Raw genomic sequence first — 17,071 nt, forward strand, 5'->3', positions numbered from 1 at the left:
CGCGGCGCTCGTCGACGGGAAGAACGCGTGGTTGAACACCAGCGACGCGGCGGTTCCGTAGATCAAGAAGTCGTAGTACTCCAGAGACTGCGCCGCGATCGCGGCCGTCAGCACTTTCCCGCGGCGTTTCGTCGCCGCTTCGGCAGGCGCGATACGTCCTTGTACGCTCATGTCGTCCTCATCCCGGAGCCGGTTTCACCCGGCAGTGTGTTGAAGTGTGAAAATATAAAATATTTAATTGCTTGATCGCAAGGACCGGTCCAGGCCGCGGCTTGCTCGTGGCTTCTCCTCAGTGGACGGTGAGACCGCCGGTCGGGCTGGCGGTCAGCCCGGTGAGATACCGGGACTCCCCCGAGGCGAGGAAGGCGACGACATCGCCGATGTCCTCCGGCGCGGCGACCCCGAGCGGACTGCGCTCGACGATCTTCTCGTACTGCCGCCGGTGCCGGTCGCTCACCGCGTCCGCCGACTCGAACGCGGCGGTCCACGACGGAGAGTCGCGGACCACGGTCACGCACACGCAGTTCACCCGGATCCGGTCGCGCGCCAGCTCCTTCGCCAGCACCTTGCTCGCCATGATCAACCCGCCCGAAAAGGTCGCGATCGCGGTCTGGCCAGGGGTCGGGACCCGCCCGCCCGCTGAGGTCACGAAGACGACGCTGCCGCCGCCGCGTGACCGCAGATACGGCACCGCGGCCTGCACCACGTTCAGCTTCGCCGCGACCGCCGCGCCAATGAACGTCGTGACGCGCTCCAGGTCGAGATCCGGGAACGGCCCGCGAACCGCGGTAGTGCGCGCTTCGTCGTCGTTGCCGCCCGCGCTGGGCACGACGATGTCGATCCCGCCGAACCGCGCCGCCGCTTCCGCCGCGACGGCTCGCATGTCCAGTGCGGACCGCACGTCGCCCGCCACGAAACAGCCCTTGCCGCCCAGCTCTGCCAGCACCGCTTCGGCCTTGGCTTCGTCCCGGCCGTTCAGCACCACCGTCGCCCCGGCCGCGGCCAACCGCCGCGCGACACCCCGGCCGATCCCGCCAGTACCGCCCGTGACCAGCGCGACTTTCCCGTCCATCGTGCTCATCGCCGCATTCCGTTCAGCCACCAGCGTGGACGAGGACACCGCGGAGGTTGCGGCCGGCCTTCATGTCGTCGAACCCGGCGGCGACGTCTTCGAGCGCGTAGCGGGTGGTGATCAGTTCATCGAGCTTCAGCGCACCCTGGCGGTACAGCTCCAGCTGGGCGGGGATGTCCGCGGTGGGGGCGCTCGCGCCGAACAGCGAGCCCTGCAGGCGTTTCTGGTACAGGACGAGTTCGTGCAGGTTGAAGTCCCCGTCGCGGACGAAGGTGTCGCCCAGGCCGACCGCGACGCACGTGCCCGCATTGCGCACCGCGGCGAGGCCTTGGCCGAGGTGGCGTCCGGTCACGACGCCGACCGTCACGATCGCCGAATCGGCACCCTGGCCGTTGGTCATCGACCGGGCCAATTCGGTGGCCTCGTCCATGTCCGCGACCACGTGCGTCGCGCCCAGCTTCAGCGCGGATTCCCGTTTGAACGCCACTGGGTCGACCGCGATCACCGCGACCGCACCGGCGTGCGCGGCGCCCTGGACGGCGTTGATGCCGATCCCGCCGATGCCCATCACGATCACGACGTGCCCGGGCCGCACCGCGGCCGAGTTCACCGCAGCACCCCAGCCGGTGCCCACGCCGCAGCCGGTGAGGCACGCGACGTCGAGCGGGATGTCCGGGTCGATCTTGATCACCGAAGCGGTGGAGACGGTGGTGTGCTCGCAGAAGGTGGACAGCCCGGCCATCTGGCCGACCGGCCGCCCGTCGAGCGACAGCCGGAACGACGTCGGGTCTTCCGGCCGCGCGCCGGTACCCAGCGAGGCGCCGAGATCGCAGAGGTTCTGCACGCCGCGGGCGCAGAACCGGCACCTGCCGCAGACCGGCAGGAACGAGAACACAACGTGGTCGCCCTCAGCGAACCCGGGCGTCCCCGGCCCGACCGCCTCGACGATCCCCGCTCCCTCGTGCCCGCCGGCGAGCGGCAGGATCGGGGCGGTCTGGTCGCCGGTGGCGAAGTGGTCGTCGGAATGGCACAGGCCGCTCGCGGCCATCCGCACGCGAACCTCGCCCGGACGCGGGTCGTCGACCTCCAGCTCGACGACCTCGTACCGGCCGGGCACCTCGCGCAGCACCGCGCCGCGGGTCAGCACTCGACCACCGTGCCCCGATGTGCACCCATCGTTTCGGCCTCCTTCGGGAAGATCGCACCGGAAAACGCTCGCCGCGCTCAAGAAATGCGGAACCGGGAAACTTTCCCGCCGCGTTTTCGATGTTAGGCAGCTCACGCCCGGGGAATCAATTCGGAATCTCCGAAACGGCGCTTCGGGGAACGGAAAGCGGCGTTCAGCTCTCCACCGGGAGTTCGTCGACCGGCCGGTCCAGCAGCTGTTCGAGCAACGCCCGGCAGGCCGGACCGGGGCGACGGCCCGCGGCGGTCGCGAGGTGGAGCTTCCGCTCCGCCCACGGTTCGGCGAGTTCGACCACCGCCACCCGGTCCAGGAACTCCCGGGTCACCATGCATTCCGGTTGGGCCGCGACGCCGAGTCCGGCCTGGACCAGGCTCAGCGCGACCTCCCCGCTGCGCACGCTGAACGCCGGTTCGAACTCCTCGCCCAGCCGGCGCGCCGCGGCCCGGAACGCGCCCGCCATCGGTCCCACCGCGATCAGGGGCTCCGGCAGCAGCTCCGCGAACGTCACGCTCAGCCGGTCCGCCAGCCGGTGCCCGCGCGGCAGCGCCACCACGATCCGGTCCCGGCGGTAGGGCGTCACGTCGACCCCGGACAGGTCGAGTTCGTGCGCCGCCGCGAACACGCCGAGGTCCGCTTCGCCGCGCGCGACCTCCTGCAGGATTTCCTTGTTTTCGATTTCGTGGACGATCAACCGGACCCGCGGGTATTGCCGGTGGAATTCACCGAGTTCCCTCGCGAGAAACGGAGCGAAGATCGACCGCGCCGACGCGATCGTCAGATCTCCCTGCATTCCCTCGGTGAACGACGCGATTTCCGACCGGATGTCCTCGAGGCTGCCGAAGATCTTCCGCACGTGCCGCGCGAGCACCGCCCCGGCGGGCGTCGGCACCACGCCGCGCGGGCCGCGCTCCAGCAGTTCGATGCCCGCGATCGCCTCCAGGTCGTGGATCCGCTTCGTGGCCGTCGACGCCGAGACGTTCTCCCGGATCGCGGCCAGCCCGATCTGCTTCTCCTCGACCGCGGACAGGAACAGCCGCAGGGTCAGGAGGTCGACCTGCCGGATCAGGTGCAGCCTGTTGAACGCGCTCACGCTTTACCTCTATCACGCGGTCTGCGCGGGCACCCGTTCGACGAGATTGACTTTGACGTGGTCAGGGCGTTTCAGCGTGCCGTCCGGGACCAGCGTGACGGAGGTTTTCACGTTCAGCGCCGAGCGCACCCGCTGCTCGATCGCGGCGCGCAGTTCGGTCTGGCGGGCTTCGTCCAGTCCGGCGTGCTCGACCACCAGCGGCAGCGGCTTTTGGGTCGAATGCCCCTCGAAGTCGGCGCGGATCCGCATCTCGCCGGTGGTCGCGGGAGCGAGTTCGGCGACCAGCTGCTTGATCGCCGACGGGAAGACGTTGATGCCGCGGACGATGAGCATGTCGTCGGTGCGTCCGATACAGCGCACGGTGTATCCGGTGCGTCCGCAGGGACAGCTGGTGCCGGTGACGACGACGTGGTCGCGAGTCCGGAACCGCACCAGCGGCGATGCCTGCCGTTGCAGCGCGGTGTACACAAGTTCGCCCTGCGCGCCCTCGACCGGCGCGATCTGGTCACCGGTGTCCGGGTTGATCAGTTCGGCCACCATGAGGTCCGGGGACAGGAAGTGCATGCCGTTCCCGGCCTCGCATTCGCCCCAATACGTGCACGCGATGTCGGTCCCGCCGAGCATCTCCCGCGACGTCGCACCCCACAGCGACTCCAGCATCTCGCGCACCGCGGGCAGACCGCCACCGGGCTCTCCGCCGACACTGATCGCCCGCACCCCGAGGTCCCGGGCTTCCTGCCCGACGATCGCCGGTGCCTGTTCGGCCAGGTACGCCAGGAAATACGGCGTCCCGATCAACGCGTTCGGACGCTGGTCGGCTTGCACGCGCAGGAGTCGTTCGGCTCCGGCTTCGGCGCCGATCGGGATGTCCACGATTCCCATGTACTGCAAGATCTGCACCACCGGCAGCCCGCCGACGAACCCCTTGCTCATCCCGAACGCGTGCAGCAGGCGATCGCCCGGCCGGAACCCGTTCGCATACAGCGCCCGGGCCCCGAGTTCGCACCAGGTGGTGATGTCGCCGCGCGTCAGCCCGACGTAGGACGGACTGCCGGTGGTCCCGGACGAGGCTTGGATCTGCACGATCTCGCCCGGATCCGCCGCCACGTGCGCGCCCAGCGGCGGCACGGCGGCCAGGCTCTCCCGCAGCTCCTGCTTCTCGGTGAAGGGCAACCGAGCCAAATCCTCGACTGACTGCACCCGCGACAGGTCGATCCCGGCGAACTTCTCCCGGTAGAACACGCTGCGGGCGCCCACGTAGGCCAGCTGCTCCCGCAACCGCGCCTCCTGCACCGCCCGCGCCTCCTCCGCGGACGCGGATTCGATCGCACTCCACTGCTTCTCCGAATACGGCGCAGCCATCACGCTTTCCACTTCTCTCCAGGGGACGAGTTCAGGCCCGGGTCGGCAGCACCGAGCCGAGCAGGTCGTTGTCCGCGCCGATCGGGCGGACCGCGGGCAACGGCGGCGGCCGCCTGCCGTCGAACGACAACGGCAGCCCGACGACGCCGATCTCGCCCTCGTCAGCGGTGTCGATGATGCCGAGCGCACGCGTCTGCTCGTGGCTGACGAGTTCAGGCGTCGTCTGCACCGGCGCGCACGGGATCCCGGCCGCCTGCAGCCGTTCCTGCCATTCCGCGCGCGTACCGGTCGCGATCCGCTCGCCGATCAGCCGGTCGATCTCGGCGCGGTTCTCCAGCCGTGCGGCGTTCGTCGCGAACCGCGGGTCGTCCGCCCATTCCGGACACCCGAGAGCCGCGGACAGCCGGGCGAACAGCGCGTCGTTGGCGCAGCTGATGATCAACGCGCCGTCCGAAGCCGCGAACGCCCGGTGCGGGACGATGAACGCCACGCCCGACCCGTGCCGGCTCCCCGGGTACCCGTCGGCCTGGTACCCGGCGATGCCGACCGAGTTCCACGCGATCGCCGTCTCCAGCAGCGACGCGTCGACCGCGGCCCCGGTGTGCTTCACATGCCGCCGGTTCAGGGCCGCGAGGACGCCGATCACCGCCCACATCCCGGTTCCGAAGTCCACGATGGACACCCCGGCGCGCACCGGGCCGCCGTCGTGTTCGCCGGTGATGTCCATGATCCCGGAGAACGCCTGCATCAGCGGGTCGTAGCCGGGCAGTTCGCGCAGCGGCCCGGCCTTGCCGAACGCGCCGATCTCGCAGTGCACCAGTTCCGGTTTGGTCACCCGCAGGTTGTCCGCGTCGAGGCCGTACTTCGCCGCGGTTCCGGGACGCAGATTGTGCAGGAACACGTCAGCCCGCTCGGCGATCAGCCGGTGCAGGGTCGCCAGGTCCGAGCGGTCCTTGATGTCGAGGCTGAGGTAGCCGCGGCCGCGGTTGAGCGCGTGGAACGCGGCCCCGTCGCCCTTCCATTCGCTCGGCCCCCAGCCGCGGGAGGAATCGCCCGTCGGACGCTCCACCTTCCACACCTCGGCGCCGAGCTCGGCCAGGATCTTGCCGGCGAACGGCGCGGACGCGCTGTCGCTCAGCTCCACCACGACGATCCCCGTGAGGGGCAGTTCACGCGTCATCGCGCACTCCCGTCCCGGCCGCGCCCGCCGCGAGCAGCGCGCCGATCTCGTCCTCGCCGAATCCGAACTCCCGCAGCAGCTCCGCCGTGTGCTCGCCGAGCCGCGGCGCGGGATGCCGCAGCTCGGGAGCGCTTTCGCTCCACCGCTGCGGGAGGCCGATGGTGCGCAGCCGCCCCTCCGTGGGATGGTCCTGCTCGGCGAAGAACCCGATGTCGCTCATGTGCGGATCGCTCAGCAGCGTCTCCGGCGTGTTCATCCGGATCGCCGGGATGTCCGCCTCGGTGAGCAGCTTCAGCCAGTCGTCGGTGGACCGGGTCGCGAACACCTCGGCCAGGAAGGCGTACAGCTCGCCGATGTTCTCCGTCCGGCCGTGGATGTCGGCGAACCGCGCGTCCCGGGCCAGATCGGCCCGGCCGACCGCGGCGAAGAACCGCTGCCAATGCCGGTCGGTGTAGATGTTGACGCCCAGGTAGCCGTCGAGGGTCCGGTACGGGCGGCGGTCCGCGTTCATCATCCGCGCGTAGCCCCACTCCCCGATCGGCGGCACGAAGGTGTGCCCGTAGAGGTGGTCGCCCATCGCGAAATGCGCGAACGTCTCGAACATCGGCACCTGGACCTCCTGCCCGTGCCCGGTGCGTTCCCGGTAGTACAACGCGGCCGTGACCGCCGACGAAACCGCGATCCCGACGGTCCGGTCCGCGATCGCCGTGGCGACGTACGCCGGTTCGCCCTGTCCCCGGCTCTGCACCACCGGCATGCCGACCGCCGCCTGGATCAGATCGTCGTACGCCGGTTTCGCCGCGTAGGGGCCGTTCTGCCCGAACCCGAAGCAGCCGCAGTACACCAGCCGCGGGTTGATCTCCCGGGCGTCCGCATAGGACAGTCCGAGCCGTTCCATCGCCGCCGGGCGCAGGCTGTGCAGCAGCACGTCGGCCGTGCGCAGCATGCGGACGAGCGCGTCCCGGCCCTCCGGATGCTTCAGGTCGAGCACCAGGCTGCGCTTGTTCCGGTTGAGGTGCAGGAAGATCGCGGCCATTCCGGGGTTGCGCCGCGGGCCGACGCCGCGCGTGGTGTCCCCTTCCGGAGACTCCACCTTGGCGACGTCGGCGCCGAGGTCCGCGAGCAGCAGGGAAGCGTACGGCCCCATGAAGTTCGAGGTCAGGTCCAGGATCCGCACATCGTCGAGCGGTCCCGCCATGTCATCCCTCCTCAGCCGGGGCGAACACCGGGAGCGTCTGCTCCCCGCGGCGCACGAAGCGGACCTCGACCGGCATGCCGATCTCGATCGCGTCCGGCTCCGCCTCGATCTGCGTGAACAGCTGATAACCCTCGTCCAGTTCGACGAACCCGACGGTGTACGGCACGATCGCGGCCCACACCGGCGTCGGACCGCGCATGATCGTGCTGTACGACCACACCGTGCCGTGCCCCCGCGACTCCTCCCAGCCCAGCGACCGGGCGGAGCAGTGCGGGCAGTACGAATGCGCGGGCCACACGACTTCGCCGCACGCACCACAACGCTGGTAGGTGAGCCGTTCCTCGTCGAGCGCCGCCCAGTACGGCTCGGCGTCCAGCAGCCGGTACGGCTGCGGCCAGTCCTCGCTCATCACGGCCTCCCAGCGTCGTTGCCGGACAACACCATCACGCCCGCCGCGGCGAGCATGCCGCCCGCGCCCTGCACCAGCACCGTGCGCGGTTTCCGCTTCGGCGCGAGACCGAGCGCGGTCCCGCGCAGCTGCCGGACCGCCTCGACCAGACTGTCCATATTGCACGAGATCCCCGGCTGGCCGAAGGAAAGCCAGCCGCCGTTGGTGTCGGTCGGCAGGTCGCCGTCGACGCCGGTACGGCCTTCCCGGTACACGTCGATGCCGTGGCCCTTCTTCGCGAAACCCAGGTCTTCCATGATGATCGGCCCCATGTGCGCGAAATTCACCGACAGCTGCAGCATGTCCACATCGGACGGAGTGAGCCCGGATCGCGTGAACGCCTGACGGGCGGCCTCGACGGTCGAGGTGTGGGTCAGGTTCGGGAACTCGCCGAGTCCGGCGAACCGGCCGGACCGCATGTTCATCCGGTCGGTGAGGTACTCGTGCGTGGTCGCCGAGCCGTAGCCGCGCACCCATACCGGATCGCGGGCTTCCTTGGCGCGTTCGGGCGAGGTGACCACCAGCGCGCCGCCGGTGCCGCCGCCCCAGGTGGAGCACATCCACCGGCGCAGCGGAGTGGCGACATACGGCGAGGACAGCACCTTCTCGCGGTCGATCTCGCCGTGCTTGCGCTTGGCCGCGTGCGGATGCTGTGCGCCCCATCGCTGGTTGGCGATCGCGACATCGGCGAGGTCTTCCTCGGTCAGCCCGTATTCGTGGAAGTACCGGCTCGCGGCCTGCCCGTACAGCGACGGGATGGTCGGGCCGTACGGCACCTCGTACTGCGGATCCGAGTCGGCTTCCGAGCCCATCGCCACCGCGTCCACGAACAGCTCTGTCGCGTCGCTCTGCACGCACAGCACGTACTCAGCCGCTCCGGCCGCGATCATCTGCGACGCCACCGCGATAGTCGAGGTCAGCCCCGCGCCGTGCAGCGTGATCTCGCTGTTGAGCGTTACCGGCATCTGCAGGTGCGAGATGAAGATATTGCTCCACTGGGACCGCTTGTCCGCCCATGGCGAGCGGCCGGTGAACACGGCGTCCACCTGGTGCTTGCCGATCCCGGCGTCGGCCAGCGCCGCCATCGTCGCCTCGGTCGCCAGCTGCAGCGGGTCTTTCCGGTCGGTCTTCGACGCGTACGCGTCGCCCATCCCGACGATCGCCGCGACCGGTTCTCCGGCGGTCACTTCCGCTCCGGCTGCTTCTCCGTGGGCAGCGACGCCGCCAGCAGCGCTTCGAGGTCCTCGCGGCGTCGCAGCATCAACAGGCTCCACTCGCTGCGCTGCACCACGTACCCGTCCTGGTTGAGTGCCTTCATCAGGAACGTCGTGACGCCGTACTTGTCGTCCTTTTCCTTCTTCGCGGTCACCTCGGCGGTCACGTAGATCGTGTCGTCGATCGCGACCGGCTTGAGGTAGCACAGGTTGTCGATCCCGTAGTTCGCCTGGATCGACGGGCCGAACTGGATCAGACCGGTCATGATCGAGTACGTCAGCGAACCCTGCACCAGCCGCTTCCCGAACCGGGTCTGCTCGGCGTAGTGCTTGTTGGAGTGGATCTCGATCCAGTTGCCGGTGAGGGCGCAGTAGTTGACGACGTCGGCCTCGGTGATCGTCCGCCCGCCGGAGCGGAAGGTCTGGCCGACCTCCAGCTCGTCGTAGGGCATGTCGATGCGGTTGTTGATCCCCATTGATCTTCTCTCCTCAGAACAGGGTCAGGCGGGCAGGCGCATCGACTTCGCGATGATCGTGCGCTGGATCTGCGAGGTGCCGCCGCCGATCGTCGACTGGATGCTTTCCCGCAGGTACCGCTCCATGTCGCCCTCGGGCAGGTTCGCGTAGCCGCCGAGGATCTGCATCCCGTCGAGCGCGCACTGCTTCAGGGTTTCCGAGCCGTAGAGCTTGGCCATCGAGGTCTCGCGCGCGGCGGGCAGGCCGTCGGCCTTCATCTGCGCCGCCCGGTAGCACAGCAGCCGGGCCGCGTCGACCCGCGTCTGGTTCTCCGCCAGCATGTGCTTGAGCACCTGGAAATCGCGGATCGGCTTGCCGAACTGGGTGCGCTGGTGGGCGTAGCGGTTGGCGTTGTTCACCGCCTCCTGCGCGTTGCCGGTATACGCGGCGGCGACCGCGCAGCGCTCCAGCTCCAGGTGCTCGGTGATGATCTTCCAGCCCTGGCCGACCTCGCCGAGCAGCGCGTCCGCGGGCACCCGGACCTCGTCGAGGAAGATCTCGGTGGTGCCGGTCGCGTGCCGGGACAGCGTCGGCAGCTTGCGGATGTCCAGGCCCGGAGTGTCGTTCGGGATCAGCAGCACGGACAGGCCGTTGTGCTTGTCGTTCTTGTCCGTGCGCACCAGCATCGCGATCACGGTGTCCTTCGCCGCCGCGCCGCTGCACCACAGCTTCGAGCCGCTGACGATCCAGTCGCCGTTCTCGTCCCGGCGCGCGTGGGTCTTGGTATTGGCCGCGTCCGACCCGGCATCCGGCTCGGAAATCGAGACCGAGAACCGGATCTGCCCGTCGATGAACGGCTTGACGTACCGCGCCTTCTGCTCCGCGGTCCCGTACTTGATGATGTTCATCGCGGTGAACGTCGGCACCAGCACCGAACAGGCGAAGTCGAAACCGAACTTGCCGAGGCCCTCGGCCATCAGAGAGTAGTCGAAGATGTCCCCGCCCGAGCCGCCCTCCGACTCCGGGATCAGGATCCCGAGCCAGCCCTGCTTCGCGATCTTCTCATACGCCTCGTACGGGTACTGCCGCTCGAAATCGCACTTGCGCACGTATTCGACGGTGATTTCGTTGTCCATGAAGTCGTTGACGGTTTTCAGCCATTCCGCCTGCGCTTCGTTCAGGAAATTCGCGCACATGATTTCCGGTACTCCCATCACGGTTTCCATCAGATTAAGACCGCCGGACCGCAAAGCCAATTGACGATTCCCGAACCGTGGATTCGGGAATTCCGAATCCACGGTTCAGCCGAGCGCGCCCGAACCGCGCAGGTCCGCCGCCTCGGCCGCCGAGAAACCCCAGTCGGCCAGCACCTCGTCCGCGTGCTCCCCCGGCGCGGCAGGCGGTCGCTGGATCGCGCCCGGCGTGCGGCTGAACCGAGGCGCCGGTGCCGGTTGCACCACGCCTTCGACCTCGACGAACGTGCCGCGAGCCCGCAGGTGCGGATGCTGCGGGGCCTCTGCCATGGACAGCACGGGCGCGAGGCAGACGTCCTGCCCCTCGGCAAGCGCGCACCATTCGTCGCGCGTCTTCGTCCGAAACACCTCGGCGAAGCGTTTCTTCATCTCCGGCCAGTGCTCGCGGTCGTGCTGGCCGGGCAGCTCGTCCTCGGTGAAGCCGAGCATCCGAAGGGTGTTGCGCCAGAACCTGGTCTCGTTCGCGGCGAGGCTGATCCAGCCGCCGTCCTTCGTTTCGTAGACCTGGTACCAGGGCGCACCGGAGTCGAGCCGGTTCGTGCCGCGTTCGTCGGTCCAGTAGCCCGCCGCGCGAAAGCCGTAGAACGCGGTCATCAGCGACGCCGAACCGTCGACCATCGCCGCGTCCACCACCTGGCCGCGGCCCGAGGTGCGGCTTTCCAGCAGCGCGGACACCACGCCGAGAGCCAGGTAGAGCGAGCCGCCGCCGAAGTCGCCGACGAGGTTCAGCGGGATCACCGGCGGCCCGCCCGCCTCGCCGATCGAGTGCACGACGCCGGTCAGCGACACGTAGTTGACGTCGTGCCCCGCCGCCCGCGCCCACGGCCCGTCCTGGCCCCAGCCGGTCATCCGGCCGTACACCAGCGCCGGGTTCGCGGCCAGGCATTCGTCCGGTCCGAGGCCGAGCTTCTCCGCCACGCCGGGGCGGAATCCTTCGACCAGCGCGTCGGCCCGTTCGACCATCCGCAGGACCGCGGCGACCGCGGCCGGGTTCTTGAGGTCCAGCGGCACCCCGCGCCGGCCGCGGTTCATCAGGGTGAACCGCGGTGCGATCGGCGCGCCGCCGTCGTAACCGGGCGGGCGTTCGATCCGCACGATTTCCGCACCCAGATCGGCCAGCAGCATGCAGCCGAACGGGGTAGGCCCGACCCCGCCCAGCTCGACGATCCGTATCCCGGCCAGCGGCCCGGAATGCGTCTCTTCCATCCTCGCAACGCTACGCGCGCGGGCGGCGGAAACCTATTTCGCAAATCCGAAGCGGCGCTTCGGGAATTCCGAATCGATCGTCCCGGACGGTCTGCTCACGATACGGCAGCCCCGCTCGGGGATCCATTCCAGCATCGCGTCTTTCCGGCGCACCATTCGGAGCGGGGCGTTCAAGGACGCCGCCGAACTCCCCGTCCGCGCCGGGACCCGACAGCCGAGCCACGTCCGACCGCCGCGCCGCCTCGGACAATGTGTTCCTGGGAGAACCTTGTCCCAGGCTGGAATCGTCCCATTGTCGGGTCCCGCGACGCGCGGCATCGTCGAAGGCAGCGGCCGGAGCACCCTGGCCCGGCCGGCGGAAATCGCCTGGCAACACGGGAAAGAAGACGAGAGACGATGAAGACGAACGTGCGCTTCCCCAGCGCCGGCCTCAGCCTGGCCGGGCTGCTGTTCACCCCCGACGACCACACCGGCGCGCCGCTTCCCGCGGTCGTCGTGTCCCACCCGGGCGGCGGCGTCAAGGAGCAGACCGCCAGCATCTACGCCGAGCGCCTCGCTGGCGAGGGCTACGCGACGCTGGTGTTCGACGCCGCGTACCAGGGCGAAAGCGAGGGCGAACCGCGCGGGCTGGAAAACCCGTTCCAGCGCGGCGAAGACGTCCGGGCCGCGGTCACCTACCTGACCACCCGCGACGACATCGACCCGGCCCGCATCGGCGCGCTCGGCATCTGCGCGTCCGGCGGCTATGTGCCGTTCGCCGCGCAGACCGACCACCGGATCAAGGCCGTCGCCACCGTCAGCGCGGTGGACATCCGCAGCCTGCTCGTCGAAGGACTCGGCCGCACCCAGGGCCCGGAGGTCCTGCAGGCGATGCTGGACCAGGCTGGTGCCCTGCGCACCGCCGAGGCGCGCGGCGAAGCCCCGCTGATGCAGAACTGGGCACCGGAAAGCCCAGAGGGCTTGGAAGAAGCACCGACGCTGTACCGCGAGGCGCAGGACTACTACCGCACGCCCCGCGGCGGGCACTGCAACTCCACGAACGAATGGCCGCTGCGCAGCATCGACCAGATCGCCCAGTTCGACCCCTACGCGATGATCAAGCTGATCGCACCGCGTCCGCTGCTGATGATCATCGGTTCGGATGCCGACACCGGCTACTTCAGCCGCGAGGCGGTCGAGAAGGCCGACGAGCCCAAGGAACTCTTCGTCGTCGACGGCGCCACCCACATCAGCCTCTACGACAAGGACGAGCACGTCACGCCCGCGGTTGCGAAGCTGACCAGTTTCTTCGGCGAGCACCTCTCCGCCTGAGCAGAGAAAGTACCGGGTTCTCCAGCGAGAACCAGCCCCGGTGTGCGGACGCCCGGCAGGAGCGCCCGCACACCGGCTGCCGGTCAGCGCCGGGAGGCCCGGACCCGTTCGGTCGCGGCCAGGTCGAGCACCAGGCCTTCCGGATCGGCGTGCGGATCGCCGGTGATCACCACGCCGAAGTCGCGCTCCGCGGCGGCGAGTGTCACGTACTCGTCGCGGACGTCGCGCAGCACGTGCTGGGGGTCGCGGTCCAGGGGGTCGCCCCAGCCGCCGCCTCCGTTGGTCACGTACCGCCAGGTGGCCCCGGCTTCGGTCGCCCAGCCGGGATCGCGGCCGTAGTAGAAGTACTCGCCGTCCGGACGCGGGGCCTGGGTCTTCGGATCCAGCGTGCCCGCGACGGCGACTGCACTGGCGTACGAGGAGTCGTCCGCGGGCACCAGGGTCGACGCACCGGTCGTCTCCGCACCGTCGCGGCCGAAGATCCAGACTCCGCCGAGAGCGCCGTCGTTGCCGCCGCGCACTCCGACGCCGCTCGCGTTGCGGAACCGCAGCGCGATGGTCTGATGCTGGCCGGGCTGGGTGTACATGACGTCCTTTGCGACCGAAGCCCCGCCGCGGAACGAACCCGGACCGGCAGTGTCCGGAAGGAACTCGCGCCGCATGATGCGCAGCGGGAAGTCCGCTTCCAGCGATTCCGTCGACGGCGACATCAGGTTGAAGATGTAACTGCAGGAGAACCCGTCGCCGTCGCCCGCGGACGAACCGCCGCGCGGGCCGTGTTCGCCGCCCGCCATCGCCGAGCACATCCACGGAGTGCCGTCCGGGCCGACGCCGTACGCGTTGTGCACGTACGCCGCGCCGAAGTCGCCGCCGAGCGCGGCCTCCCCCAGCACCGAGCCCAACGCACGGCACAGCACCGTGTTGATGAGCGCGGACACTTCGTAGTAGCAGAAGACCGCGCCGTCCGGCGGCAGGGCGCTGACCATCGACCCGGCCGGGATCACCAGATCGATGTCGCGGAAGGTGCCGGAGGTGAACTCGCTTTCCGGCGAGAGCAGCATTTTCAACCCGACGCCGATCGCGGTCTTGGCGTCGAGCGCACCGGCGTTGATGCAGGTTCGGGCCTGCCGCGACGAGCCGCTGAAGTCGGCTTCCAGCCTCGGGCCACGCTTGCGCAACGTGAGCGCGACGACGTACTCCTCGCTGTCGTCGACGCCGTCGGCGTCCAGCGAACCGGTCGCGGAGTAGTCGCCGTCGGGCATTTCGGCGAACGCCAGGCGCATGCTTTCCGCCGACGCGTCGCAGGCGTACCGCAGGCTGCCGAGGTACGCCTCGATGCCGTAGCGCTCGATGATCTCCTGGATCAGGCCCTCGCCGAGCGCGCAGCAGCTCTGCATGGTGCGGAAGTCCGGCAGCATCAGCTCGGCCATCCGCACGTTGTCGAAGATCAGCGAGAAGGTCTCCTTCACCGGCTCGCCCGCGTGGTAGAGCAGCCGGGGGCTGATCGAGATGCCGTCCTCGTAGATGTTGTGCTTCGCCGCCGAGAACCCGCCGGGCGCGATGCCGCCGACGTCGAGCTGGTGCGCCCGCAGCGCGATGAAGCTCGCGATCCGTCCCTCGTGGAACACCGGGCGGATGAAGCAGACGTCGTTGTAGTGGTTGCCCATCCGGTAGACGTCGTTGCAGATCAACAGGTCGCCCGGGACCAGGTTCTCCGGCCCGAACTCCTCGACGGCGACCCGCACGCCCGCCGACATCGTGCCGAGGAAGATGGACAGCCCGTTCGTGACCGCGCTCATCGCGTAGTCCTGCTCGGGCGGCGCGCAGACGCACGCCGCGAAGTCGTAGCAGAGCGCGATGATCGGGGAGAACGCCCGGTGCAGCAGACCGGTGGTGACGTGCTGCGCGGAGTACCGGAGCCGGTTGGCCAGCACGGACGCGGTGAACCGGTCGCAGTCGTAGCGATCGAGGAACTGCTCGTCGGTGAGGTCGCGAAGCAGCGTTTCGGTCGTAGTGTCAGTCATTGCCTTCGCTCCTCTGCTGACCGGTCGCCCGGGTGATGACGAGTTCGCCGATCCGGCCCACCTCCGCGACGAGACCGGGCGGCACGAAGGTGGTCGACATCGGCTCGCGGATCACCGCCGGGCCTTCGATGACGTCGCCGCGCATCAGCTGGTCGCGTTCGTACTCGCCGGCCTTGAGGTCGGTTTCCTCGAGGTGCCGGATGGTGATGGTGCCGACCGGCTGGGGCGATTCGCCCGCGGGCCGTCGCGGCGGTTCCGGGTAATCGACCTTCGGGGTGGGCACGACCGCGGTGAGCCGATAGGTGACGCCCTGCACCGGCATCCCCTCGAAGCGGTTGCCGGAACGCTGCTCGTACCCGTCGTGGAAGTTGGCGATCATCGTCTCGACCGCCGCCGGGGTGATCTTCCCGTTCGGCACCTCGACGAACGGGGTCTCCCAGACCTGGCCCATCAGCTGCCCGTCGAACGAGCGGGTGAACGTGACGCGTTCGGCGTCCTTGCCCAGCGACCGCGTCATCGCTTCTTCCATGCTCGCGTAGACCGCGTCGATCTCGTCCGCGGCGTCCGGGGTGAGCACGGCGTAGGCGGTGCGGCTGTCGGCGTACACCTGGTCGGCGCTGACCAGCCCGAGCGCGGAGAACAACCCCGGATGCGGCGGCACGAGCACGCTCTTGACGTGCATTTGCTCCAGCAGGCCCGGCAGCATCATCGGGCCGGCCGCGCCGTAGGCGACCAGCGCGTGGTCGCGCGGGTCGACGCCGTTCTTGACCAGCACGTCGACGATGCCCTCGGCCACGTTGTTGAGCGCCATCCGGTAGGCGAACCGCACCCGCTCGGACAGCGTCGCCTGCGTGTCGAGGTTCTCGAACGCGGCCTGCGCGAGTCCGGGGTCGAGCCGCGAACGCCCGGCGGCGAACCGGTCCGGGTCGAGGATCCCCATCATCAGGAAGGTGTCGGTCGTCGTCGGCGCTTCGCCGCCGCGTCCGTAGCACGCCGGGCCGGGGTCCGCGCCCGCGCTCTCCGGGCCGACCTTCACCTCGCCGGTCGGCGTGATGCTGACGATGCTGCCGCCGCCCGCCCCGACGCTGACGATCTCGTTCGACAGCGTGTTCACGATCAGGTCGTGTTCCAGCTCGAACGTCGTGTTGACGAACGGTTTCCCGCCAGTCACCACGCTGATGTCGCTGGAGGTGCCGCCGATGTCGGTGCAGATCAGGTTCGGCTCGCCGATCAGCTCGCCCAGATGCGCGCACGCCACGGTCCCGGCCGCGGGCCCGGAGAACACGATGCGCGAGGGCCGTTCCATCGCGACCTCGACCGGGGCCAGCATGGCCGCGCAGTCGGCGAAGTTCAGGTCGCCGGTGAACCCCAGCCCGCTGAGCCCGGCGGCCAGTTCCCGGGTATACGGGCCGTAGATGCGCTTCATCAGCACGTCGACGACCGTGGTCGAGGCGCGCGGGTACTCCCGCGCCAGCGGCGAGACCTCGCTGGAGATCGAGCACGCCACGTCGCCGATCTCCTCGGCCACCAGTTCGCGCAGCCTGCGCTCGTGGCTTCCGTCCACATAGGAATTGAGCAGGCAGATCGCGACCCCTTCGACGCCGCAACGCGCCAGGATCCGCAGCTCCTCGCGGGCCTGCTGCTCGTCGAGCGGGATCACCACCGTCCCGTCCGCGCCGAAACGTTCGCGGATTCCGCGGCGCAGATAGCGGGGCACGATCGGCGCGGTCACGTCGCCGAAGCTGCGGTGCCAGCGCGGATCGGTGTTGGCCTCCGGCGGCCGCATCGCGCGGGCCATGTCGAGCAGGTCGCGATGGCCCTCGGTGGTCAGGAACGCGATCTTCGGCAGCCGCCGGGTGATGACCGCGTTGAGCCCGTGCGTGCTCGCGTGGTTGAACGCCGCCGCCGCGGCGACGTCCACTTCGGACGCGCCCTCCAGCACGGCCTTGTAGCTTTCGGTGACATTGGTGGCGACCTTGACGGTCTCGATCCGGCCGCCGGAAATCGAGACGATGTCGGTGAAGGTGCCGCCCACGTCCACGCCGATCATGTTCTTGCGCTCAGCCATGTC

The 17,071-nt window shown here is 69.3% G+C and carries 14 protein-coding genes; 1 reads left to right on the plus strand and 13 read right to left on the minus strand.

What is annotated here, in order from left to right:
* Nucleotides 1-289 precede the first annotated feature (289 nt).
* The 11 genes from H5411_RS11570 to H5411_RS11620 form a co-directional block, all read right to left on the minus strand.
* Nucleotides 290-1,081: an SDR family NAD(P)-dependent oxidoreductase gene (locus H5411_RS11570; RefSeq protein ID WP_183123733.1), complete on the minus strand. Its 792-nt coding sequence runs from the start codon at nucleotides 1,079-1,081 to the stop codon at nucleotides 290-292.
* A 13-nt stretch (nucleotides 1,082-1,094) separates the two neighbouring features.
* Entirely contained in the window at nucleotides 1,095-2,219 is a 1,125-nt protein-coding gene (locus tag H5411_RS11575) for an NDMA-dependent alcohol dehydrogenase (RefSeq protein WP_183123734.1), read from the minus strand.
* Nucleotides 2,220-2,412: 193 nt separating this feature from the next.
* Nucleotides 2,413-3,348, minus strand: a complete 936-nt coding sequence (locus H5411_RS11580) for a LysR family transcriptional regulator (RefSeq protein WP_101440004.1) — start codon at nucleotides 3,346-3,348, stop codon at nucleotides 2,413-2,415.
* Between the two features lie 12 nt (nucleotides 3,349-3,360).
* Nucleotides 3,361-4,710, minus strand: a complete 1,350-nt coding sequence (locus H5411_RS11585; RefSeq protein WP_183123735.1) for a phenylacetate--CoA ligase family protein — start codon at nucleotides 4,708-4,710, stop codon at nucleotides 3,361-3,363.
* A gap of 31 nt (nucleotides 4,711-4,741) precedes the next feature.
* Nucleotides 4,742-5,890 (minus strand): CaiB/BaiF CoA transferase family protein, encoded by a 1,149-nt coding sequence (locus tag H5411_RS11590; protein WP_183123736.1) that lies wholly within the window; start codon nucleotides 5,888-5,890, stop codon nucleotides 4,742-4,744.
* A complete protein-coding gene (locus tag H5411_RS11595; protein WP_183123737.1) occupies nucleotides 5,880-7,088 on the minus strand; it encodes a CaiB/BaiF CoA transferase family protein in 1,209 nt (402 codons plus the stop codon). Before H5411_RS11595 ends, H5411_RS11590 begins: the two co-directional genes overlap by 11 nt.
* Before the next feature lies 1 nt (nucleotide 7,089).
* Nucleotides 7,090-7,497 carry a Zn-ribbon domain-containing OB-fold protein gene (locus H5411_RS11600; RefSeq protein ID WP_183123738.1) on the minus strand — a complete coding sequence of 136 codons (408 nt, stop codon included), beginning with the start codon at nucleotides 7,495-7,497 and terminating at the stop codon, nucleotides 7,090-7,092.
* The gene (locus H5411_RS11605) at nucleotides 7,497-8,723 is read right to left on the minus strand and encodes a thiolase family protein (protein ID WP_220816822.1); all 1,227 of its coding nucleotides are present in this window, start codon (nucleotides 8,721-8,723) and stop codon (nucleotides 7,497-7,499) included. Before H5411_RS11605 ends, H5411_RS11600 begins: the two co-directional genes overlap by 1 nt.
* Complete coding sequence (locus H5411_RS11610; protein WP_183123739.1) at nucleotides 8,720-9,226, minus strand: MaoC family dehydratase; 507 nt, start codon at nucleotides 9,224-9,226, stop codon at nucleotides 8,720-8,722. The genes H5411_RS11605 and H5411_RS11610 overlap by 4 nt, the downstream gene beginning before the upstream one ends.
* A 24-nt stretch (nucleotides 9,227-9,250) precedes the next feature.
* Nucleotides 9,251-10,420: an acyl-CoA dehydrogenase family protein gene (locus H5411_RS11615; protein ID WP_208637551.1), complete on the minus strand. Its 1,170-nt coding sequence runs from the start codon at nucleotides 10,418-10,420 to the stop codon at nucleotides 9,251-9,253.
* 87 nt (nucleotides 10,421-10,507) lie between these two features.
* Nucleotides 10,508-11,665 (minus strand): CaiB/BaiF CoA transferase family protein, encoded by a 1,158-nt coding sequence (locus H5411_RS11620; protein ID WP_183123740.1) that lies wholly within the window; start codon nucleotides 11,663-11,665, stop codon nucleotides 10,508-10,510.
* A 396-nt stretch (nucleotides 11,666-12,061) separates the two neighbouring features.
* Here H5411_RS11620 and H5411_RS11625 point away from each other — a divergent pair, with 396 nt between their 5' ends.
* A complete protein-coding gene (locus tag H5411_RS11625; protein WP_183123741.1) occupies nucleotides 12,062-12,976 on the plus strand; it encodes an alpha/beta hydrolase in 915 nt (304 codons plus the stop codon).
* A gap of 83 nt (nucleotides 12,977-13,059) precedes the next feature.
* Here H5411_RS11625 and H5411_RS11630 read toward each other — a convergent pair whose 3' ends face one another.
* The gene (locus H5411_RS11630) at nucleotides 13,060-15,000 is read right to left on the minus strand and encodes a hydantoinase B/oxoprolinase family protein (RefSeq protein ID WP_183123742.1); all 1,941 of its coding nucleotides are present in this window, start codon (nucleotides 14,998-15,000) and stop codon (nucleotides 13,060-13,062) included.
* The gene (locus H5411_RS11635) at nucleotides 14,993-17,068 is read right to left on the minus strand and encodes a hydantoinase/oxoprolinase family protein (RefSeq protein ID WP_244194874.1); all 2,076 of its coding nucleotides are present in this window, start codon (nucleotides 17,066-17,068) and stop codon (nucleotides 14,993-14,995) included. The genes H5411_RS11630 and H5411_RS11635 overlap by 8 nt, the downstream gene beginning before the upstream one ends.
* Nucleotides 17,069-17,071: the final 3 nt, after the last annotated feature.

Source organism: Amycolatopsis echigonensis (genome assembly GCF_014174495.1).
GTDB lineage: Bacteria > Actinomycetota > Actinomycetes > Mycobacteriales > Pseudonocardiaceae > Amycolatopsis > Amycolatopsis echigonensis.

Excerpts from the sequence above, each read along its gene's own strand:
- H5411_RS11570 (WP_183123733.1), bottom strand. The coding sequence starts at position 1,081 with ATGAGCACGATGGACGGGAAAGTCGCGCTGGTCACGGGCGGTACTGGC.
- H5411_RS11585 (WP_183123735.1), bottom strand. The coding sequence starts at position 4,710 with ATGGCTGCGCCGTATTCGGAGAAGCAGTGGAGTGCGATCGAATCCGCG.
- H5411_RS11590 (WP_183123736.1), bottom strand. The coding sequence starts at position 5,890 with ATGACGCGTGAACTGCCCCTCACGGGGATCGTCGTGGTGGAGCTGAGC.
- H5411_RS11595 (WP_183123737.1), bottom strand. The coding sequence starts at position 7,088 with ATGGCGGGACCGCTCGACGATGTGCGGATCCTGGACCTGACCTCGAAC.
- H5411_RS11600 (WP_183123738.1), bottom strand. The coding sequence starts at position 7,497 with ATGAGCGAGGACTGGCCGCAGCCGTACCGGCTGCTGGACGCCGAGCCG.
- H5411_RS11610 (WP_183123739.1), bottom strand. The coding sequence starts at position 9,226 with ATGGGGATCAACAACCGCATCGACATGCCCTACGACGAGCTGGAGGTC.
- H5411_RS11615 (WP_208637551.1), bottom strand. The coding sequence starts at position 10,420 with ATGGGAGTACCGGAAATCATGTGCGCGAATTTCCTGAACGAAGCGCAG.
- H5411_RS11620 (WP_183123740.1), bottom strand. The coding sequence starts at position 11,665 with ATGGAAGAGACGCATTCCGGGCCGCTGGCCGGGATACGGATCGTCGAG.
- H5411_RS11625 (WP_183123741.1), top strand. The coding sequence starts at position 12,062 with ATGAAGACGAACGTGCGCTTCCCCAGCGCCGGCCTCAGCCTGGCCGGG.
- H5411_RS11630 (WP_183123742.1), bottom strand. The coding sequence starts at position 15,000 with ATGACTGACACTACGACCGAAACGCTGCTTCGCGACCTCACCGACGAG.
- H5411_RS11635 (WP_244194874.1), bottom strand. The coding sequence starts at position 17,068 with ATGGCTGAGCGCAAGAACATGATCGGCGTGGACGTGGGCGGCACCTTC.